Genomic DNA, 20,318 nt, shown 5'->3' with positions numbered 1-20,318 from the left:
GGTACGAGGGCGCGTGAAGCGACAGGAAACCGGTTCCCGGGTTGTCGGCTTCCCCATAGCCCTCGGACGCCAGAGCAACCGCCGAACGCACACCCGCCGAACACCGGCCCCCCGAGAAACACGGCTACCCGGTCACTTGGTGAACAGCTGCGTCGCCTTCTGTACCAGCTCATAGAGCCCGTAGGCCAGCGGTGCGCCCACCCACAACCAGGCGAAGGCGATCAGCGGGCGCCTGTCAGGCTGCGGACTCGGGCTGCTGTCGTTCGACATCGGCGGCCTCCCTCTGGGCGGGGACGTGGTGGTGGCGGGCGTGGACGGGCCGGACGAGTTCGTTGGCGACGAAGCCGACGACCAGCAGCCCGATCATGATGAACAGGGACAGGGTGTAGAGGGACGAGCCGTGCTTTCCGGCGCCCTCCTGCCGGTCGGCGATCCAGTTCACGATCAGCGGACCGAGGACGCCCGCGGTGGACCAGGCGGTGAGCAGCCGCCCGTGGATCGCGCCGACCTGGTAGGCCCCGAACAGGTCCCTGAGATAGGCGGGGATCGTCGCGAAACCGCCGCCGTAGAAGGAAAGGATCACCAGCGCGCACAGCACGAACAGGGGTTTCGACGAGTCGCCGATCAGCGCGATGAGGGCGTACATCAGGGCGCCGACACCCAGGTAGACCCGGTAGATGTTCTTGCGTCCGATCAGGTCGGAGGTCGACGACCAACCGATCCGGCCCGCCATGTTCGCCGCGGACAGCAGGGCGACGAAGCCGGCGGCCGCGGACACCGAGACCGGAGTGGAGGTGTCGGCGAAGAAGTCCGTGATCATCGGGGCGGCCTTCTCCAGGATGCCGATACCCGCGGTCACGTTCATGCAGAGCACGACCCACAGACACCAGAACTGCGGAGTACGAACCGCCCTGCTCGCCGAGACCTGCCCGCCCGCGACGACGCCGGGCGCGCCCGCGAACGGTTGCGCGCCGCGCGGTACCCGCACCAGCAGGACGCCCAGCGTCATGAATACCGCATACGAAAGCCCGTGTACGAGGAACGCGAGGGCGATGCCGGAGCTGTCCGGCCCGAAAGACTCCAGCATCTGCGCCGACCAGGGCGAGGCGATGAGTGCGCCGCCGCCGAAGCCCATGATGGCGATGCCGGTGGCCATACCGGGCCGGTCCGGGAACCACTTGATCAATGTGGAGACAGGCGAGATGTAACCGATACCGAGGCCGATTCCGCCGACGAAGCCGTAGCCGAGGACGATCAGCCAGTACTGCTCGGTGGCGGCCCCGAGCGCGGAGATCAGGAATCCGGACGAGAAGCAGACCAGGGCGACGGTCATCGCCCAGCGCGGTCCGTTGCGCTCGACCAGCGTCCCGCCGAAAGCGGCGGACAGGCCGAGCATGACGATGGCGAGCTGGAACGGGAGGGCGCTCTGGGTGCCGCTGAGGCCGAGCGAGGATTCCAGCGGAGGCTTGAACACGGACCACGCGTAGGCCTGGCCGATGGAGAGATGGACCGAGAGAGCGGCCGGGGGGACGAGCCAGCGGCTCCAACCGGCCGGTGCGACAGGGGGACTCATGAGTCCTGAACGGTAGGAACCGGCGCGGGCGTTGAAAAGGCGGCGCGTCGACAGTATGCGGTGAACGGTATCCAGGCTGCGCCGAACGGTCGGACCGACCGGTTTCCGTAACCGCTTCCAAGGTCGTTCCCGGACTTCGCCCCTTCAAGCGCCATCCCCGGGCCTGCCGCGAACCGCCTCGGACGCCGCGCGAACCCTTGCCGCCCCATCCTCCATACTGTAGACAATATTTCGTCGACAGGATTCGACAGTTCCTCGGTACCCTCGACCGAACGGAGCTCCCTCGCAATGAAAGTCGCAGTCCTCGGCGCCGGTGCGATCGGCGCCCACGTCGGTGCAGCGCTCCACCGCGCCGGCGCCGACGTGCATCTCGTCGCCCGTGGACCGCATCTCGCGGCCATGAGGCGGGACGGGGTGCGGGTGCTCAGTCCGCGCGGCGACTTCACCGCCCGCGCCCACGCCACCGACGACCCGGGTGAGATCGGCCCGGTCGACTTCGTCTTCCTGGGCCTCAAGGCCCACTCGTAAGCGGCGTGCGGGCCGCTGATCGAACCCATGCTGCACGACTCCACCGCCGTGGTCGCGGCTCAGAACGGCATCCCCTGGTGGTACTTCCACCGCCACGGCGGCCCATACGACGGACTGCGCATCGAGAGTGTGGACCCGCACGGCGCGGTCAGCGCGGTGCTCGCGCCCGAACGGGCCGTCGGCTGTGTGGTCTACGCGGCCACCGAACTCGAAGGACCCGGCGTCGTACGCCACTTGGAAGGAACGCGGTTCTCCGTCGGCGAGCCCGACCGCAGCGCCTCGACCCGCTGTCTGGCCTTCAGCGAGGCCATGCGGGCCGGCGGGCTGAAGTGCCCGGTGGAACCGGCACTGCGCAACGACATCTGGCTCAAGCTGCTGGGCAACATCTCCTTCAATCCGATCAGCGCGCTGGCCCGCGCCACCATGCGGCAGATGTGCCTGCACGGCGGTACCCGCCGGGTCATCGAGACGATGATGCGCGAGACGCTCGCGGTCGCCGAGGTCCTGGGCTGCGAGGTGGGCGTCTCCATCGAGCGTCGGCTCGCGGGCGCGGAGAAGGTCGGCGACCACCGCACCTCCACGCTCCAGGACCTGGAGCGCGGCAAGCCGCTCGAACTCGACGTGCTCCTGGCGGCCGTCCTCGAGTTGGCGGAGATCACCGGCGTGGAGGTGCCCACCCTGCGCACCGTGCACGCCATCTCGGACCTGCTCGCGCTGAGGAGCGCCGCATGATCGCTGGGGAGCACGTATGAGGAAACGCGACCGGACCCCGAAGACCTACACCCGGCTCACCCGACCGCTCATCAGGGACTCCGGCAACGAGCCTTTTCGCGAGACGAGTTGGGAAGAGGCGCTGGAACGCACCACGCGGGGCCTGGAACGCAACCGCGACGCGTTCGGCATGTTCTCCTGCGCCCGCGCGACCAACGAGATGAACTACGTGGCGCAGAAGTTCGCCCGGGTCGTCATGGGTACCAACAACGGGGCAGTGGGGTGTCCGTCGAGCGCAGTCCCTGCCTCGGCCTGTGCGAGCGCGCCCCGGCGGCACTCGCCGTCAGGGCCGGCGATCCCGTGCGTACGGCGGTGTCGGCGCCGGCGAGCGTCGAGGCGGCCGTACTCGCCGCGAGCGCCCCCGCCTCGGCGCCCGAGGAGGAACCGGCGGCGGGCGCGGTGCCCCAGGCAGGGGACCCGTCGCTGATCCTGCTGGACCGGGTCGGCGTGGTCGATCCGTCGTCGCTCGACGACTATCGGGCTCACGGCGGCTACACGGCCCTGCGCCGCGCCTTCGCGCTCGGCCCCTCCGGGGTCATCCGCGAGGTCACCGACTCCGGCCTGCTCGGCCGGGGCGGGGCCGCCTTCCCCACCGGACGCAAGTGGCAGGCCACGGCATCCCAGCCCGACCATCCGCACTACCTCGTGTGCAACGCGGACGAGTCCGAGCCGGGCACCTTCAAGGACCGCGTGCTCATGGAGGGCGACCCGTACGCGCTGGTGGAGGCGATGACGGTAGCGGCGTATGCGGTCGGCGCGCACAAGGGGTACCTGTATCTCCGCGGCGAGTATCCGCGCGCCCTGCACCGTATGCAATATGCGGTCGACTGTGCACGCGCTCGCGGTCTCCTCGGCGACGACATCCTCGGCCAGGGCTACGCCTTCGACATCGAGATCCGGCGAGGTGCCGGCGCGTACATCTGCGGCGAGGAGACAGCCCTGTTCAACTCCATCGAGGAGTACCGGGGCGAGCCGCGCTCGAAACCGCCGTTCCCCGTGGAGAAAGGCCTGTTCGGCAAGCCGACGGTCGAGAACAACGTGGAGACGCTGGTGAACGTCCTGCCGATCCTCACCATGGGCGCTCCGGCCTACGCGGCGATCGGCACGCCCAGGTCCACCGGCCCCAAGCTGTTCTGCGTGTCGGGCAGCGTCGAGCACCCCGGCGTGTACGAACTCCCCTTCGGGGCGACGCTGGGCGAACTCCTCACCCTCGCCGGGGTGCGCGAGAACCTGCGCGCCGTACTCCTCGGCGGCGCGGCCGGCGGTTTCGTACGGCCCGACGAACTGGACGTCCCGCTGACGTTCGGGGGCACCCGGGAGGCGGGCGCGACGCTCGGTTCCGGGGTCGTGATGGCCTTCGACGACAGGAGTACGAGGCGAAGCCGGATCGTTTCGGCCCCGAGGCGGCCCGGCTGAACGAGGAACCGAAGATCGACAACGATCTGTACGTACGCGATTACGACAAGTGCATCCTCTGCGACAAGTGCGTGGACGCCTGCGGCGACCAGTGGCAGAACACCTTCGCGATCTCTGTTACGGGACGCGGTTTCGACGCCCGGATCGCCGTCGAGCACGACGCTCCACTGACCGACTCGGCGTGCGTGTACTGCGGGAACTGCATCGAGGTGTGCCCGACCGGCGCGCTGTCGTTCAAGTCAGAGTACGACCGGCGAACGGCCGGAAACTGGGACGAGTCGGCACAGACCCGGACCACGACCGTATGCGCCTACTGCGGGGTGGGCTGCAACCTCACGCTCCATGTGCAGGACAATGAGATCGTGAAGGTCACCTCACCGCACGACAACCCCGTGACCCACGGGAATCTCTGCATCAAGGGCCGCTTCGGCTACCAGCACGTACAGAACCGGGGCTGATCACGACATGGGACGAGTCACCGAACGACGCAAGGTGATCCGGATAAGGGACGGGGCGGTCTCCGCCCGGCCGGACACCCTGGTCGCCGAGGAGCCACTGGAGATCCGGCTCAACGGCAAGCCGCTGGCCATCACCATGCGCACGCCCGGTGACGACTTCGCGCTGGCGGCCGGTTTCCTCGTCAGCGAAGGCGTACTGGCCGCCGCATCCGATCTGCTGAATATCGTCTACTGTGCGGGCGCGACGGTCGACGGATCCAACACCTACAACGTGGTGGACGTCCGGACGGCCCCCGACGTGACGATGCCCGACTTCACCCTCGAGCGGAACGTCTACACCACCTCCTCCTGCGGCCTGTGCGGCAAAGCGAGTCTGGACGCGGTCCGCACGACGGCCCCCTGGCCCATCGCCGACACTCCCCCGCTCCGGATCGCACCCGAACTGCTCGCGAGCCTCCCCGACCGGCTCCGCGCGGCCCAGCGGGTCTTCGACCGGACCGGGGGACTGCACGCCGCGGCCCTGTTCTCCGAGGACGGCGAGCTGCTGGACGTACGCGAGGACGTGGGACGGCACAACGCGGTCGACAAGCTGGTCGGCCGCGCCCTCCAGAACGGCGACCTCCCTCTGTCGCGGGCGATCCTGCTGGTGTCGGGCCGGGCGTCGTTCGAGCTGGCACAGAAGGCCGTGATGGCGGGCATCCCGATGCTCGCGGCGGTCTCGGCGCCCTCCTCCCTGGCCGTGGATCTGGCCACGGAGACCGGGCTGACACTGGTGGGCTTCCTGCGGGGCAGTTCCATGAACGTGTACGCGGGTGAGGACCGCATCACCCTGCGGACCGCGGCCGCCCAGGGCTGACCCGGTTCCCCGCGGCACGGCGGCGGGGCCCCGGCCGGCGGGGAGCGCCCCCTGCGCCGCGGGGCCCCGCCTCAGCCGCTCGTGAATCGCACGTCGGTCGCGCGCGCCACGGTCCCCAGTCGAGGGAAGTCGAGCTTTACCGAAGCCTCGTGTTCGGCCCCGGTGAGAGCGGACATCGCGTCCTCGACGAAGACCAGGTCGTAGCCGAGGTCACCGGCGGCACGGGCCGTGGACTCGACCCCGAGGTTGGTGGCGATGCCGCCGAACACGAGGGTCGTCACCCCGTGTTCGCGGAGTCGATCGTCCAGGCCGGTCCCCTGGAAGGCACCGATCGTCCGCTTGACGATCTCCAAGTCTCCGTCCTGGCAGAGCCCTTGGACCAACCCGCTGCCGGGCGGCTGCTCGGTGACGCCGGGACGTTCGACGCGGACGAGGACGACGAGCGCACCGGCCGACCGGAAGGCCGCCGCCAACTCCTCGGCGACGGACAGCACTTCGGTTCCTTTATGGGGCTCCAGGGGCAACGCGACGATGCGATCCATCAGGTCGACGAGGACGAGGGCGCTGCGCGCGGGGACGAGTGGAAGAGCTGCGGTCATGACGGAACGTTATCCGCCGTCAGCCCTCCGTACCGGAAATCCGGATCAACATGCCCATGAAATGGTCGCGTTCGACGGCGGAAAGCGGGGCGAGCAACGCGTCGTTCGCCTCCCGGGCGGCCTTCTCGCAGCGCCGGAGCAGGACTCGTTGGAAGTCCCAACGGTATCCGCAAGTTCATTGGGTCGTCATGGTTCCGTGAGCTGAGGTCGACGGAAGCCCGGATGCGGTCGACCGCACATTGCATACCCTCGCCCCACGTGTGCCCACTGACCGCAGCCGACTGTCCACCGGCGACCGGCGACCGGCGACCGGCGACCGGCGACCGGCGACCGGCGACCGGCGACCGGCGACCGGCGACCGGCGACCGGCGACCGGCGACCGGCGACCGGCGAGGGTCTCACGTCGCAGCCGCTGATGCTCTCTCGTCGGCAGGTTCCCGGGACGCATCCAGCGGATCCCTCGCCCGGCGTTTGGCGATGACCGCGCACACCATCAGCTGCATCTGATGGAAGAGCATCAGTGGCAGCACCGCCAGGGACGCATGCGTGCCGAACAGGACGCTTGCCATGGGCAGCCCGGAGGCGAGGGACTTCTTGGAGCCGGCGAACTGGATGGCGATGCGATCCTCGCGGCTGAACCTCAGCGCCTTGCCGCCGTACCAGGTCAGGACGAGCATCACGGCGAGCAGAGCGGCCTCGACGATGAGCAGCCCCCCCAGCCGCACGGCGCTGACCTGGTGCCAGATGCCCTGGACCATGCCCTCACTGAACGCCGTGTAGACGACCAGCAGGATCGAGCCTCGGTCGACGAACCCGAGCACCTTCTTGTGCCGCGCGACGAAGGCGCCGATCCAACGGCGCAGCAGCTGCCCCGCGACGAAAGGCACGAGCAACTGGACCACGATCTCGACCAGCGAGTGGGCGGAGAAGCCACCGCCGCCGCTGCCGAGCAGGGCGGCCGCGAGCAGCGGGGTGACGACGATGCCGACCAGCGAGGAGAAGGAGCCCGCACAGATCGCGGCGGGCACGTTGCCCCGGGCGATGGAGGTGAAGGCGATCGACGACTGGATGGTCGACGGCACGAGGGTGAGGAAGAGCAGCCCCTGGTAGAGCGGGTGGGTGAGAAACACCGGAACGAGGCCGCGCGCGGCCAGGCCGAGCAGCGGGAAGATCAGGAAGGTGCAGGCCAGCACGGTCACGTGGAGCCGCCAGTGCTTCACCCCGTCCAGCGCCTCACGGGTGGAGAGTCGGGCGCCGTAGAGGAAGAAGAGGAAGGCGATCGCTGCAGTGGAAGCACCCGAGGCCACATCGGCGGCGGCACCGCGCGCCGGGAGCAGTGCCGCGAACCCGACGGTGCCGAGCAACAGCAGGATGTAGGGGTCGACCGGCATCCGACTCGGCCAGTGCAGGCGTTTCACGGTGCTCCACGTGCGGTTCGATGGGCGTGCGTCCGGGCTCGAGGAGCCCCTCCCCATCGTCCTCCTCGGCATCGTGATCGGGAATCCGGTATACCGCTCTCACTGTCATCGCGCATTGCGATAACAAAGCGTCGACGGGCTACTGTGGCGAGTGTGTACGAGCCCTCCCATCTGCGCACTTTCCTCGCCGTCGCGCAGACCCTGAGCTTCACGCAGGCCGCGCGGCGGCTCGGACTGCGTCAGTCAACGGTCAGCCAGCACGTACGACGCCTCGAGGACGCGACCGGGCGAGCGTTGTTCACCCGGGACACGCACTCCGTGGAGCTGACGGAGGACGGCGAGGCGATGCTCGGGTTCGCGCGCCGGATCCTGGACGTCCACGAGCAGGCTTCGGCGTTCTTCACCGGCACCCGGCTGCGCGGCCGGCTGCGCTTCGGCGCCTCCGAGGACTTCGTACTGACCCGGCTGCCGGAGATCCTGGAGGGCTTCCGCTACGACCATCCCGAGGTCGACCTCGAACTGACGGTGGAGTTGTCGGGCACCCTGCACGAGCAACTCGCCGCCGGGAAACTGGACCTGGTGCTGGCCAAGAGACGCCCCGAGGATCCTCGGGGGGAGTTGGTGTGGCACGACGGGCTGGTGTGGATCGGCGCGGAGAGGCTGCGTCTGGATGCCGACCGCCCGGTCCCGCTCATCGTGTTCCCGCCTCCTGGCATCACCCGCGCCCTGGCCCTGGAGGCGCTGGAGCGGCAGGGGCGGGCCTGGCGGATCGTATGCACAAGCGGCAGTCTCAACGGCCTCATCGCGGCGGCCCGGGCCGGCCTCGGGGTGATGGCCCACTCGCGAGGCCTGATCCCGCCTGGCCTGATGCGGATCCCGGAGCGGGCCGGGCTGCCGGAGCTTGGGCAGGTCGACTTCGTGCTGGTGCACGGACGAAGACGCACGTCGGCCCAGGGCGCTGCGGACGCGCTGGCGGCGGCGATCCTGGCCGGCGGCGACCGACTGCACCGACGGGCGGCAGGATCCGGTCGACGGCTCGGCCTGCCGAGAGACGGCGCCGGCTGAACGGTCGGCCTGCCGCATGCGACAGACCGTATCCGGCATGCGACATATTGCATACCGAATCCCACATACCGCCTACGCCGGGCACCGCCTACCTACCGCCTACCTACCGCCTACCGCCTACCGCCTACCGCCTACCGCCCAGCATGCTGATACGTCAGCTGCTTCACCCGCCGCATGAACGGCGTCGCCTCCACGTGCTGGACGCCCTCCAGGCGCCCCAGAGGCCCGCTGAGGTAGGCGTAGAGACCCGCCGTGCCACGGACCACCACCGTGACGACGATCTGGGAGGGTCCGGCTGTGGCCGAGGCGAAGGCGATCTCGTCGTGGGTGGCCAGCGCCTGCCCGACCGCATGCATGGCGGACGGCGCCGTGGTGATCCAGAGGACGGCGGCGAGGGGGTAGCCGAGGAACTCTGAGTGGCACTCGACGTCGATGTAGACGGCGCCCGAGGCGAGCAGCGCGGCCAGGCGACGTTTGACGGCGGACTCGGAGCGACCGGTGGCGCGCTGGAGTTCGGGATAGGTTGCCCGGCCGTCGCGTTCCAGGACGGCGAGCAGGGGCTCGTCCTCGGGTTCGATCCGGGCATGCCCTGCCAGCCCCACCGGCCCCGTCAGCCCTGGCGGCGCCGCCGACGCGTTCACGTGGTGGCGCGGCGTGAGGGCGTCGATCTGCTCCTTGTCCAGTGCGCCGAACTTCCGCAACCATCCGGTCGGCCCGCCGTAGAAGCGGTGGAGGAGCTGCTGGGCACGGATCTCCACGACGCTCGGGGTGCGCGGGAGCTTGCCGAGGAGCAGGTCGTCGTGGTCGCCGGGATGGCGGGGCCGGGTCATGCAGACGATCTCGGTGCCGCCGGAGCCCAGCCCGATCCAGTAGGTGTCGGGGCGTTTGGCGAGCGCGTCGGCGATGACCGTGGCGCTGTCGGGCACGCAGCGCAGCCGCAGCATCCACTGGTCCTGGCCGAGGCGTTCCGCGTCCCGGAGGGCCACGACCCTCAGGCCGGCCTCGCCGCTGAGCCGGCGGAAGCGGCGCGCGACCGTCTGGTCGGAGACGCCCAGGACCCCGCCGAGTCTGCTGAAAGACGCCCGCCCGTCCACTTCCAGCGCCGCGAGCAACCGGAGATCCAGTTCGTCCAGCTTGCCATGGGCATGGAAATCCATCTCCACCGCACTCCCCCCGTCGGATTCCGTCGGCAGGACACCGGTTACCACGGTGATCGGCCGCGTCTCGTCCATCGTACGGAGCGCTTCGCATCCATCGCAGAGGAAACATCGAGGAGGAGAACATGCGCACATGGGGGCCGCTGACAGCGGTGTGCCTGGGCACGTTCATGTTGCTGCTGGACGTGACGATCGTGATCGTGGCACTGCCGGACATGGCGCGGGCGTTGCACGCCTCGCTGAGCGATCTGCAGTGGGTCGTCGACGGGTACGCACTCGCGCTGGCCGCGCTCCTGATGGGGGCCGGTGCCACCGCCGACATCCTGGGGCGCCGCCGGGTGCACGTGGTGGGGGTGGTGGTGTTCGCAACCGCGTCGCTGCTGTGCGGGCTGGCGGACGGGCCGGACACCCTCGTCGCCGCTCGGGCCCTCCAGGGGGTGGGGGCGGCCGCGATGCTGGCGACGACGTTGCCACTGCTCGGCTCGGTCTACCAGGGCCGGCAGCGGTCGGCCGCGCTCGGCGTGTGGGGCGCCGTGAGCGGCGCGGCCGCGGCGGTCGGGCCGGTGTTGGGCGGGCTGCTGGCCGAGGGGCCCGGCTGGCGATGGATCTTCTACGTGAACCTGCCGGTGAGCGTGGTCGCGGTGTGGCTGACGCTGAACGCGGTACCGGAGTCCAGGGGCCCGCGCGGGATGCGGGTCGACTGGGCGGGCACGGCGACCTTCGCGGCGTTCGCGGGCGGGACGGCGTACGCCGTCGTACGGGCCGGCGAGGCGGGTTGGACGGCGTCGGCGACGCTCACCTCCTTCGGGCTCGCCGCCCTCGCACTGGTGTGCTTCGTGCTGGCGGAGCGGCGGGCGGCGCATCCGCTGCTCGACCTGTCGCTGCTGCGCCGGCCCGCGTTCGTGGGCGTGATGGTGGGCGCCCTCGCCTTCAACGGCGTGGCGTTCGGGGTGACGCCCTATCTGTCCATCTGGATGCAGACGCTGCTCGGGATGAGCCCGGTGCGTGGTGGACTCACGCTGCTGCCCATGATGATGGCGGCCATGGTCACGGCGGTCGTGGTGGGTAAGCGGTTCCACGGCGTTTCTGCCCGGCTGACCATCGGTGGCGGACTCCTGCTGATCGGCGCGGGCTGTTTCTGCCAGGCCGCGCTCGGCGCAGGTTCGGACTGGACGGCACTCGTGCCCGGGTTCGTGCTGGTGGGCATAGGAACCGGTTTCGTCGGGCCCACCGTCGCCGGGGCCGCGCTGGCCGCGGTGGAACCGGCGCGGGCCGGGATGGCGGGCGGAGCCGTGAACACGGTACGGCAGCTCGGGTACGCGCTCGGGGTCGCGGTGTTCGGCACCGTGGTGACCTCCCGGATGACCGACACCCTCCCGCACGACGCTTCCCACGCGCTCGCGGGCGGAGGCGCCGACGCGCTGCGGGGCACGTTCTCCGAGCACACCCTGCGGTCCGCGTTCGCCTCCGGGCTCGACGCGGCGCTGGTCACGGCGGGCTGCGCGGGGCTGGTCGCCGCGGCACTCGTCCTCGTCCTGGTCAGGACACCGCGCACGGCCGTGGCCGGCACGGGGGAAACGGATGCGACAGCGCCGTCGGAGGAAGGGGTGACACCCCGGCCGTGACATAGCCCCCGCCCGTGGTCTCGACAGGAGAGGTCGGCCGTGGTCTCGGCAGCGGGGGTTGGGTGGCGCGGGCCGTGACCGCCGCGGGAAGGGGCGGGCAGAGTAAGCGGTACGGGCAGATTCGGTGGAGATTACGGTGCCGAAACTTACTCTTCCGTCAGTTTTCTGTCCGACCCTTCCCCATGTGAGCCCATTTTCCGGCACTGACCAGCGCAGACGAGAGCAGCTCTCGATTTCCGCCCCCCTCCCCTCCCGCCGTCGGGTGGGGTAGCTTTCACGGCGCTGTGCGGCCATGAGAAGCGGGGTACGGGTTTGCGCGAGTTCACCAACCCTCCGTTGGCGTTGGCACCGCCGGTGGGCGGTCTGGCCGACGTCGTGTTCCGGCATGCCCAGGAGGACCCGCACTACGTCGCTCTCGGCCGCAAGGACGAGGGGGGCGAGTGGCGGGACGTGACCGCCGGCGAGTTCCGCGACGAGGTCCTCGCCCTGGCCAAGGGCCTCCTCGCGCAGGGCATCCGCTTCGGCGACCGCGTCGCGATCATGTCCCGCACCCGCTACGAGTGGACGCTCTTCGACTTCGCCCTGTGGACGATCGGCGCCCAGGTGGTGCCGGTCTACTCGACCTCCTCGGCCGAGCAGTGTTTCTGGATGCTCTACGACGCCGAGTGCACGGCCGCGATCGTCGAGCACGAGGACCACGCGATGACGATCGCCACCGTCATCGACCGCCTGCCTCGGCTGCGGCAGCTGTGGCAGCTCGACTCGGGCTGCGTGCAGGAGCTTTACGACGCCGGCGCCGCCATCGAGGACGACGTGGTGCACCGGCACCGGGAAGCGGTTACCCCCGACTCGACCGCGACGATCATCTACACCTCGGGCACGACCGGCCGGCCCAAGGGCTGTGTCATCTCGCACGGCAACTTCATGTTCGAGGCGGACACCGTCATCGAACGGTGGGAGCCGGTGTTCCACTCGAAGAAGGGCGACGAGGCGGCGACCCTGCTGTTTCTGCCGCTCGCGCACGTCTTCGGGCGGATGGTGCAGATCGCCGCGATCCGCGGCAAGGTCCGTTTCGGCCACCAGCCCCAGCTGCACGCGGCCGCCCTGCTCCCCGACCTGGCCGCGTTCAGACCATCGTTCTTCCTGGCCGTGCCGTACATCTTCGAGAAGGTGTTCAACTCGGCCCGCCGCAAGGCGGAGCGGGAAGGCAAGGCGGGACCGTTCGCGAAGGCCGTCGACGTGGCCGTGAACTATGCCGAGGCGGTCGAGGCGAAGGCCTGGGGCATCGGGCCCGGCCCCTCGGCGGGTCTGCGCATGCAGCACCAGGTGTTCGACAAGCTCGTCTACTCCAAGGTGCGCGCGGCGATGGGCGGCCGGGTGCGGCACGCCATGTCCGGCGGCTCCGCCATGGACCGCAAACTCGGCCTGTTCTTCGCCGGCGCGGGCGTGCAGATCTACGAGGGCTACGGCCTGACCGAGACGACGGCGGCCGCGACCGCCAACCCGCCCGGACGCACCAGATACGGCACGGTCGGCCAGGCGATCCCCGGCATGACCGTGCACATCGCGGACGACGGTGAGATCTGGCTGCGCGGCGGAAACGTGTTCCAGGGCTATCTCAACAATCCCAAGGCCACCGACGAGACCCTGCACGACGGCTGGCTGGCCACCGGCGACCTGGGATCACTCGACGAAGACGGTTACCTCACCATTACCGGCCGCAAGAAGGAGATCCTGGTGACCTCCGGCGGCAAGAGCGTCTCACCGGGGCTGCTGGAGGAGCGGGTGCGTGATCATCCGCTGGTCAACCAGTGCATCGTCGTCGGCAACGACCGGCCGTTCGTGGCCGCTCTGGTCACCCTCGACCAGGAGGCCGTCGAGCACTGGCTTCAGATGCGCAACAAACCGCAGCTGACGCCGGTGGAGCTGGTGAGCGACCCGGATCTGGAGGCGGAGGTGCGCCGATCCGTCGTAGCGGCGAACACGCTGGTCTCGAAGGCGGAGTCGATCCGCACCTTCCGTATCCTCGCCCAGCCGTTCACGGAGGAGCACGGGCTGCTGACCCCGTCGCTGAAGCTGAAGCGCAAAGCCATCGAAAACGCTTACGCGAACGAGGTCGACGCGCTGTATCGCTCCTAAGGTTTCCGGCGGCGTGAAACATGTTTCCGACCGGCTCCCGAAACGGGCAGGGCGAACTGCCGGCGCCCGTTCCCCAAACGAGCGAAGCGGGTTCCCGAAACCGGTTCCGGAGACGGATTCGGGGGTCAGGAATGCATCACTCGCCGTGTTCGTTGACGATGGGAGTACCACTTTGACGGACAACCGAAGGATCAAGAGCTCGTGAGCAGCAAGGTCCCCCCGATCATCCTCAACAACGGCGTGGAGATGCCCCAGCTGGGCTTCGGTGTCTGGCAGGTGCCGGACGACGAGGCGGAGCAGGCGGTCTCCACCGCGCTGGAGGCCGGGTACCGCAGCATCGACACAGCGGCGATCTACGGCAACGAGGAGGGCACCGGCAAGGCCATCACCTCCTCCGGCGTGCCCCGCGACGACATCTTCGTCACCACCAAGCTCTGGAACAGCGACCAGGGGTACGACTCGACGCTCCGCGCGTTCGACACCTCGCTGGAGAAGCTCGGCCTGGACTACCTGGACCTGTACCTCATCCACTGGCCGCTGCCCTCCCGCGACGGTTACGTGGACACGTACAAGGCGTTCGAGAAGCTCCTCGCGGACGGCCGGCTGCGTGCCATCGGCGTGTCCAACTTCCTCCCGGCGCATCTGGAGCGACTGATCGGCGAGACGTCGGTCATCCCGGCCGTCAACCAGATCGAGCTGCACCCGCACCTCCAGCAGCACGCCTCGCGCGAGTTCCACGCCGAGCAGGGCATCGCCACCGAGGCCTGGTCCCCGCTCGGCCAGGGCAAGGGCCTCCTCGAGGTCCCGGCGGTCGTGGCCATCGCCCAGAAGCACAACCGCACTCCCGCACAGGTCGTGCTGCGCTGGCACCTCCAGCTCGGCAACGTCGTGATCCCGAAGTCCGTGACGCCGTCGCGGATCAAGGAGAACATCGACGTGTTCGACTTCAGCCTGGACACCGAGGACCTGGCGGCGATCAGCGCCCTCAACGAGGACCGGCGCATCGGTCCGGACCCGGCGACGTTCGACGTCGGCTGAGCTTCACCGCACGCGTCGAGGGCGCCCCCCGGTCCGGGGGGCGCCCTCGACGTGTCGGCAGGCTGGTCAGTTGGGCTGGCCGAGCGGCCTCACGACGACGGTGTTGATGTCGACGCCCGCCGGCTGCCCGATGGCCCACACGACGGAGTCGGCGATCTGGTCGGCGGTCAGCAGTTGCCCGGGCGGCAGGCTGCCGTAGCTGTCCCAGAAGGGGGTCTCCACCCGGCCGGGCGCGATCAGTGTCACGCCTACACCCCACTCGGTGACCTGGCGGCGGGTGTTCTCCGCGAGGCCGGTCACCGCCCACTTCGTCGCCCCGTAGATGTTGCCCGGGGTGGGCACGAAGCCGGCGACACTCCCGATCAGCACGATCCGTCCCCGGGTCTCCTTCAGCGCGTCGATCGACGCGCGGATGAGGAGCGCGGGTCCGAGAACGTTCGTCAGGACCATGTCGGTCCAGCCGGCCGGGTCACCTTCGGCGACCGAGTCGTGGGTGGCGGTTCCCGCGTTCGCGACGACTGTATCCAGTCGCCCGTATGCATCGAGCGTGCGGTCGACCGCCGACCGTACACAGTCATAGTCGGCTGCATTCCCGGCCACCGTCAGCAGCCCCTTCGGCTCACCGAGTTCCGCGGCGAAGGCGCGCAGCCGCTCTTCGCCGCGGCCGGTGACCGTGACCCGGTACCCGGCGTCCAGCAGCTGCCGCGCGACGGCGGCGCCGATGCCGCTGCCGCCGCCGGTGATCAGTGCGACCGGAGAATCCGAAGTGCCCGAGACGTTGCTCATGATGTGCCCCCCATTGCGTCGGCTGCGCGTCCTGGCTGCGTACGTCGGCTGCACTGTGTCGGTGACCGCTCGTTGCCCGACGTACGTTGCGCGGCACGCAGTCCATCACTTGGAGCGCTCTCCAAGTCAACCGCTGCCAGAGCTACTTGGCCCCGGGGCTGTCTACTCGACCGGCTTCACCGCCGTGTGCACGGTATGCGCGGCGAGCACGAACACGTCCGCCCTGCGGTGCACGCCCGCCTCGTCCTGCGGGTCGAGCAGCCGGTCCAGCATGGCGCGGTCGTCGACGTCCAGGCTGTCACCGAAGACGTCCCGCAGCCGCGCCAGGGACGCGACGACGTAGGCGCGGGCCCGGTCGGAGGCGGGCGCGGGCAGATCGAGCAGGAAGCTGCGGGTGCGGGCGTGCTTCAGACCGGCCGCGCCGAGCAGCGCCGCCCAGTCCTCGGCCTCCTCGACGCAGCCGGGCAGGTCGGCCCTCATCCGGGCGAACCACTCCTCCTGCAGCGCGTCGAGCCGCGCCTCCAGGCCGGGTCGCCCGAAACCGAGGTCGCGCGGCAGGAACCGGACCGGCAGACCGCCCTCCATGATCGCCAGTGTGCCGCCGGGCGCGAGGCGCTCCGCGAAGGCGGCCAGAGCGGCGCGCTGGTCGCCCAGGTGATGCAGACTGCGACCGGCCCACAGCAGATCGGCCGGGTAGTCCAACTCGGACAGCACATCGGGTAGTTCACCGGCCAACGTGTCGAAGCGGTCGCCGTACCCGAGCCGGTCGGCTCGCTGCTGCGCCCGCTCCAGCAGCGGCGCGGAACCGTCCACCGCCGTGACCCGCGCACCGGAGAACGTCTCGGCGAACAGACAGGAGACGACCCCGGGGCCACTGCCCACGTCCACGATCAGCCCCGGTTCGGTCACCTCCCTCCCGAGCCAGGACAGGGCCCGCTCGTAAAGGGGCGCGAACAGTTCGGCCTGGGCTTCGAGATGCGGGGCCATCTCGGCCCAGTCGATGCCGGTGTCATGGCCGGTGCCATGGCCGTGACCGGAACCGGAACCGGAACCGGAACCGTGGCCGTGCGTAGGGCCGGGGGCCTGGCCGCGGCCCGGGGTGTGCCGGTCGCCCTGGGGCTCGTGTGGGTGGTGCGCCATGGTGTCAGCCTCTCGTCCGGTGTGCCGTCAGCGTGCGCCGACGCACCGGTCCGGGGCCACCTTTGTTGCCGGTGCGGCAACAAGGAAGATGCCGACAGCAAACCGGATCGCATCTGTCCGGCCGCTCCCGACGAGCTGGAGCGACCGGACAGGAACTGCTCACCGGTGGAGTTCGCGACCGACGGGGCCGGTCGGCACGGGCGGGCTGCCCACCGACCCCGACGGATCACCGTCGTCTCACTTCACCGTCGTCTCACCGCGCCGTCGTCTCACCTCGCTGACGTGCGGAGCGACTCGCGTATCGGCCACCGGCCTACAGCGGCGGGTACGCGTTCTGCATCAGCTGCTGGAACTGGGCCGAGAACCAGTGTCCGGACAGCGGCGCGTTCGGCAGCGCGCCCGACATGTTGTTGTTGTTGCGGGGGTTGCCCGTGTACGTCGGGTCGCACATCCGGTCGAAGCCCTTGCCCTCGTCGTTCGCGATGGCGGAGCTGGCACCGTCGGACTCCCCCGGCGGCTTAATCCACACGTACGCGTCGATCCCGGCGGCCGGAGCCGCCTTGGGACGCTCACCGAGGCCGGCGCCGGACTGGTTGCACCAGTTGCCGGTGTTGAAGCGGCGGTCGTAGCGGCCGCCGTCGACGTAGGTGTCCACGCTGGTCGTGGCACCCGGGCCGGTGGGCCGGGCGGTGCCGCCCCAGCCGTTGCGGGAGGTGTCGATCAGCATGCCGATGTCCGACTTGAAGCCGGTGGTCACCAGCTGGTTGCGGAAGGCCTGGGCGTACGACTGCTCGTCGACGTACCGGTTCCAGTCCACCCACTTGGACTCGCGGACCGACTTGCCGGCCACGGAGTCGTTGATGGTGAAGTTGTTCTCCTTCAGGGCGCTGTAGTTCGCCGTGTTGGTGATGAAGCCGTGTACGTCGTCGACGGTCGCGCCCTCGGCGGTGGCCGCCTGGTAGAAGAGCTGGGCGGAAGGGGCGAAGTTGTCGTCCCAGCCGAGCCAGCCGTGGTGACCGGCGTCGATGTAGTTGTAGACGTTGGGTATCGCGCCGAGCTTGTTCAGCGCGTAGCCGACGCCCTTCACGTAGTTGCCGTTGGCCTTCATGGTGTCGCAGGCCGCGGTGGCGGTGGGCCGGCTGCCGGTGTTGGTGACCAGGTTGGGCAGCGAGTCGATCTCGATGGTGGTGACGATCCGCAGGCCGGCGTACTTGCTGTCGGCGAGGATCGTCGCGATCGGGTCGATGAACTGCGTCTTGTACTTGTCGATCTCCGTCGGGCCGAGTTCGCCGTTGGAGGCGAGGGCGGCGCAGTCACGTCCGGGAAGGTCGTAGACGACCAGCTGGACGACTTCCTCACCGCTGCCCTTCTGGGCGAGGGCCGCGTCGAGGTGGGCGCGCAGACCCATGCCGCCGTTCACTCCGTTGATGGCGGCGATACGGTCGAGCCAGACGCCGGTCGGCTGGTTGGAGATGCGGCTGCCGCCCGTCTCCGCGGCGGCCTTCGCCGACCATTCGGGGTTCACGTACACCTTGGCGCCGACGTAGGGGTTGTCGACCTTGGTGGACGGGGTGCCGGGGTCCGTCGGGGTGCCGGGGTCGGTCGGGGTCCCGGGGTCGGTCGGGGTCCCGGTACCGTTGTCGACGTTGCAGGTCACGCCGTCGAGGGTGAACGTGGTCGGGATCGCGTTGGTGCCGCTGTATGTGCCCTGGAATCCGAAGCTGACCGAACCGCCGGTCGCCAGCGTCCCGTTGTAGGTCTCGTTGTTGGCGGTGACCGCCGTACCGGCTTGGGTGATCTTCGCGTTCCACCCGTTGGTGACCTTCTGGGTGCCGGCGTACGCCCACTTCACCGACCAACTCGACTTCGCGGCAGAGTTGTTGGTGACGGTGACGGCGGCGGTGAAGCCGCTGCCCCAGTCGTTCTGCACTTTGTAGTCGACGCTGCACGGGATGGCGGCGATGCCCGGATCGCCGGGGACGACGGCGAGCGCCGTCCCGGATGCGCCGGCGACCAGCGCCAGCGCGGCGAGTACCGCTGTTCTGCTACGGCTCATGAGTGCGGGTTCCTTCTCGGTTGCGGGTGGTGTCCGTTTCTTCGGTGGTTCCGATCGGCCGTCGATCGTTTTCGAACAGACCGGTTTCGGCCCGGCTTGATCGACCCGGACGACCGGCCAGAGCCGATCGGTCCGGCTGATCGGTCTGCCGATCGGTTTGGTGGCGCCTATCCGTCGAGTGCGCGCAGATGGTCGCGCAGGCCGGCCCCGTACGCCGTGGGCGTCCCGTCGTAGCCGGAGATCAGGGACGGACCGGTGGAGCAGTCCCAGGTGTTCCAGGTCCAGCCCAGGTACGACAGGCCACGGTCGTCGAACCACTTCATGACCTGATCGACGAAACCGTGCGAGCAGGTGTTCTCCCCGATCTCACCTGCCACGAGCGGCACTTGGGCCGAGACGGGGGCGAGGGTGGAGTTCCAGCAGCTCTCGTTCGCGCAGGTGTTGAAGTTGTAGACGTGGTATGCGGCGGCGAGATTGCCGGTCGGGTCGGTGGGCTTGTACGTCAGCCACTGACTCAGGTCGTTGGAGTACGCGAGCCCGCCGGCCAGGATCACGTTCCTGGCTCCGGTCGCCCGTATGGAGTCGACGAGATCCTGCATACCGGCGACCTCGTACCCGATGCCGGGACAGGTGCCGCCGTCCCGCCAGCACTGCCACGCCTGGGCGGTCGTGGAGGTGGCACGGTCCGGGTAGGGCTCGTTGAACAGGTCGAACACGACGGCCTGGTCGTTCTTGAAGGTGTTGGCCACCGAGGTCCAGAACGACGGGGTGTACTGCATGTCGGGCATCGGCTTCTGGCAGCTGGCGTGCACATCCGAGCAGCCGGCCGAATTACCCGTGTACTGACCGTAGTTCCAGTGCAGTTCGACGATCGGCGTCATGCCGTGCGCCTCGACGCGGGTCACCAGCTCCTTGACGGCGTTGACGTAGTTGGTGCCGCCGTACGCGGAGTTGATGTTCGAAAGGCCCAGCCAGCACTCCTCGTTGAGCGGGATGCGCACCGTGTCGACGTTCCAGTCGGCGATCGCCTCGACAGAGGTGTCGTCGACCGGTCCGTCCCAGATGCCGCGCCCCTGTACGCACATGAACTCGCCGCCGGAACGGTTCACGCCGAGCAGACGGCGGGTGTTTCCGCCGGCGTCCACGAGCTTGTTTCCAGAAACGTGCAGTGCGGGGGGCTCGTCACCGGCGTCCGGCGGATCCGTCGTGGGTGGTGTGGTGGGGGTGGGCGTGGGGGTCGGGTCGGAGTCGGCATTGCAGGTCGTGCCGTTGAGCTTGAACGTCGTCGGTGCCGCGTTCGTCTTCGAGGTGGAGGCGATGAAGCCCGCGCTGACGCTTGCGCCGGTGCCCAGGGAGCCGTTCCAGCTCTCGTTCGCGGCGGTGACGGTGGTGCCGGACTGGGACCACCTGGCGCTCCAGCCCTCGGTGACCTTCTGGCCGTCCGCGTAGTCGAAGGTGAGGTTCCAACCGCTCAGGGCTGCCGCATTGTTGGTGATCCTCACGGCGCCCTGGAAGCCGGTGTCCCACTGGCCGGTGACCGAGTATTCGACCGTGCACGCGGGCACGGCTCCCTGCGCCGTGACGACCGGCAACAGGGCGCCCGCAACGAGGGCGACCGCGCCGGCCACGGCTAAAAGTACTGAACGCGGGGGGTGTCGCATGAGCGACTCCTTGCAGCTCAGGCGCGTCGTGA

General features: G+C 69.4%; 14 protein-coding genes and 5 pseudogenes. 9 read left to right on the top strand and 10 right to left on the bottom strand.

The window, feature by feature from the left end; genetic code table 11:
- Positions 1-132: 132 nt before the first annotated feature.
- Entirely contained in the window at positions 133-270 is a 138-nt protein-coding gene (locus tag QQM72_RS12225; RefSeq protein ID WP_020125643.1) for an MFS transporter small subunit, read from the bottom strand.
- Entirely contained in the window at positions 236-1,573 is a 1,338-nt protein-coding gene (locus QQM72_RS12220) for an OFA family MFS transporter (protein ID WP_314220870.1), read from the bottom strand. The genes QQM72_RS12225 and QQM72_RS12220 overlap by 35 nt, the downstream gene beginning before the upstream one ends.
- Positions 1,574-1,801: 228 nt before the next feature.
- Here QQM72_RS12220 and QQM72_RS12215 point away from each other — a divergent pair.
- The 5 genes and pseudogenes from QQM72_RS12215 (at position 1,802) to fdhD (ending at position 5,602) form a co-directional block, all read left to right on the top strand.
- A pseudogene (locus tag QQM72_RS12215) lies at positions 1,802-2,833 on the top strand (2-dehydropantoate 2-reductase).
- Positions 2,834-2,849: 16 nt separating this feature from the next.
- Positions 2,850-3,083: pseudogene (locus QQM72_RS12210) on the top strand (molybdopterin-dependent oxidoreductase); the annotation flags it as partial.
- Between the two features lie 2 nt (positions 3,084-3,085).
- Positions 3,086-4,237, top strand: a pseudogene (locus tag QQM72_RS12205) (SLBB domain-containing protein); the annotation flags it as partial.
- Positions 4,237-4,746, top strand: a pseudogene (locus QQM72_RS12200) (4Fe-4S dicluster domain-containing protein); the annotation flags it as partial. The pseudogenes QQM72_RS12205 and QQM72_RS12200, both read left to right, overlap by 1 nt.
- A 7-nt stretch (positions 4,747-4,753) precedes the next feature.
- Positions 4,754-5,602, top strand: a complete 849-nt coding sequence (gene fdhD / locus QQM72_RS12195; RefSeq protein ID WP_314220869.1) for a formate dehydrogenase accessory sulfurtransferase FdhD — start codon at positions 4,754-4,756, stop codon at positions 5,600-5,602.
- 71 nt (positions 5,603-5,673) lie between these two features.
- Here fdhD and QQM72_RS12190 read toward each other — a convergent pair whose 3' ends face one another.
- From QQM72_RS12190 to QQM72_RS12180, 3 genes and pseudogenes are all read right to left on the bottom strand, one after another.
- Entirely contained in the window at positions 5,674-6,201 is a 528-nt protein-coding gene (locus tag QQM72_RS12190) for an isochorismatase family protein (RefSeq protein ID WP_314220868.1), read from the bottom strand.
- 19 nt (positions 6,202-6,220) lie between these two features.
- A pseudogene (locus QQM72_RS12185) lies at positions 6,221-6,343 on the bottom strand (MarR family transcriptional regulator); the annotation flags it as partial.
- Positions 6,344-6,599: 256 nt separating this feature from the next.
- On the bottom strand, positions 6,600-7,619 hold the full coding sequence (locus QQM72_RS12180) for a bile acid:sodium symporter family protein (RefSeq protein ID WP_314220867.1): 1,020 nt from the start codon (positions 7,617-7,619) through the stop codon (positions 6,600-6,602).
- A gap of 153 nt (positions 7,620-7,772) precedes the next feature.
- On the opposite strand from QQM72_RS12180, the gene QQM72_RS12175 reads away from it, so the two are divergent.
- Entirely contained in the window at positions 7,773-8,684 is a 912-nt protein-coding gene (locus QQM72_RS12175; protein WP_314220866.1) for a LysR substrate-binding domain-containing protein, read from the top strand.
- 131 nt (positions 8,685-8,815) lie between these two features.
- Here the strand turns inward: QQM72_RS12175 and QQM72_RS12170 are convergent, their stop codons facing one another.
- Positions 8,816-9,841: an Lrp/AsnC family transcriptional regulator gene (locus QQM72_RS12170; protein WP_314220865.1), complete on the bottom strand. Its 1,026-nt coding sequence runs from the start codon at positions 9,839-9,841 to the stop codon at positions 8,816-8,818.
- A 125-nt stretch (positions 9,842-9,966) separates the two neighbouring features.
- Between QQM72_RS12170 and QQM72_RS12165 the strand changes: the two genes are divergently transcribed.
- From QQM72_RS12165 to QQM72_RS12155, 3 genes are all read left to right on the top strand, one after another.
- On the top strand, positions 9,967-11,466 hold the full coding sequence (locus tag QQM72_RS12165) for an MFS transporter (protein WP_314220864.1): 1,500 nt from the start codon (positions 9,967-9,969) through the stop codon (positions 11,464-11,466).
- A gap of 312 nt (positions 11,467-11,778) precedes the next feature.
- The gene (locus QQM72_RS12160) at positions 11,779-13,605 is read left to right on the top strand and encodes an AMP-dependent synthetase/ligase (RefSeq protein ID WP_314220863.1); all 1,827 of its coding nucleotides are present in this window, start codon (positions 11,779-11,781) and stop codon (positions 13,603-13,605) included.
- A 201-nt stretch (positions 13,606-13,806) separates the two neighbouring features.
- A complete protein-coding gene (locus QQM72_RS12155) occupies positions 13,807-14,643 on the top strand; it encodes an aldo/keto reductase (RefSeq protein ID WP_314220862.1) in 837 nt (278 codons plus the stop codon).
- 66 nt (positions 14,644-14,709) lie between these two features.
- Here QQM72_RS12155 and QQM72_RS12150 read toward each other — a convergent pair whose 3' ends face one another.
- The 4 genes from QQM72_RS12150 to QQM72_RS12135 all read right to left on the bottom strand — a co-directional run bounded on the left by QQM72_RS12150 (position 14,710) and on the right by QQM72_RS12135 (position 20,286).
- Complete coding sequence (locus tag QQM72_RS12150) at positions 14,710-15,429, bottom strand: SDR family oxidoreductase (protein ID WP_314220861.1); 720 nt, start codon at positions 15,427-15,429, stop codon at positions 14,710-14,712.
- 162 nt (positions 15,430-15,591) lie between these two features.
- Positions 15,592-16,569, bottom strand: a complete 978-nt coding sequence (locus QQM72_RS12145; RefSeq protein ID WP_314220860.1) for a class I SAM-dependent methyltransferase — start codon at positions 16,567-16,569, stop codon at positions 15,592-15,594.
- Between the two features lie 313 nt (positions 16,570-16,882).
- Positions 16,883-18,625 (bottom strand): glycoside hydrolase family 6 protein, encoded by a 1,743-nt coding sequence (locus QQM72_RS12140; RefSeq protein ID WP_314220859.1) that lies wholly within the window; start codon positions 18,623-18,625, stop codon positions 16,883-16,885.
- Positions 18,626-18,792: 167 nt separating this feature from the next.
- Entirely contained in the window at positions 18,793-20,286 is a 1,494-nt protein-coding gene (locus QQM72_RS12135; protein WP_314220858.1) for a cellulase family glycosylhydrolase, read from the bottom strand.
- Positions 20,287-20,318: the final 32 nt, after the last annotated feature.

The sequence above is a fragment of the Streptomyces zaehneri genome, from assembly GCF_032248645.1.
GTDB classification, from domain to species: domain Bacteria; phylum Actinomycetota; class Actinomycetes; order Streptomycetales; family Streptomycetaceae; genus Streptomyces; species Streptomyces coriariae.
This window is presented reverse-complemented; position numbering and strand designations above follow the sequence as displayed.

Excerpts from the sequence above, each read along its gene's own strand:
- QQM72_RS12135 (WP_314220858.1), bottom strand. The coding sequence starts at position 20,286 with ATGCGACACCCCCCGCGTTCAGTACTTTTAGCCGTGGCCGGCGCGGTC.
- QQM72_RS12145 (WP_314220860.1), bottom strand. The coding sequence starts at position 16,569 with ATGGCGCACCACCCACACGAGCCCCAGGGCGACCGGCACACCCCGGGC.
- QQM72_RS12140 (WP_314220859.1), bottom strand. The coding sequence starts at position 18,625 with ATGAGCCGTAGCAGAACAGCGGTACTCGCCGCGCTGGCGCTGGTCGCC.
- QQM72_RS12220 (WP_314220870.1), bottom strand. The coding sequence starts at position 1,573 with ATGAGTCCCCCTGTCGCACCGGCCGGTTGGAGCCGCTGGCTCGTCCCC.
- QQM72_RS12150 (WP_314220861.1), bottom strand. The coding sequence starts at position 15,429 with ATGAGCAACGTCTCGGGCACTTCGGATTCTCCGGTCGCACTGATCACC.
- fdhD (WP_314220869.1), top strand. The coding sequence starts at position 4,754 with ATGGGACGAGTCACCGAACGACGCAAGGTGATCCGGATAAGGGACGGG.
- QQM72_RS12190 (WP_314220868.1), bottom strand. The coding sequence starts at position 6,201 with ATGACCGCAGCTCTTCCACTCGTCCCCGCGCGCAGCGCCCTCGTCCTC.
- QQM72_RS12165 (WP_314220864.1), top strand. The coding sequence starts at position 9,967 with ATGCGCACATGGGGGCCGCTGACAGCGGTGTGCCTGGGCACGTTCATG.
- QQM72_RS12225 (WP_020125643.1), bottom strand. The coding sequence starts at position 270 with ATGTCGAACGACAGCAGCCCGAGTCCGCAGCCTGACAGGCGCCCGCTG.
- QQM72_RS12170 (WP_314220865.1), bottom strand. The coding sequence starts at position 9,841 with ATGGATTTCCATGCCCATGGCAAGCTGGACGAACTGGATCTCCGGTTG.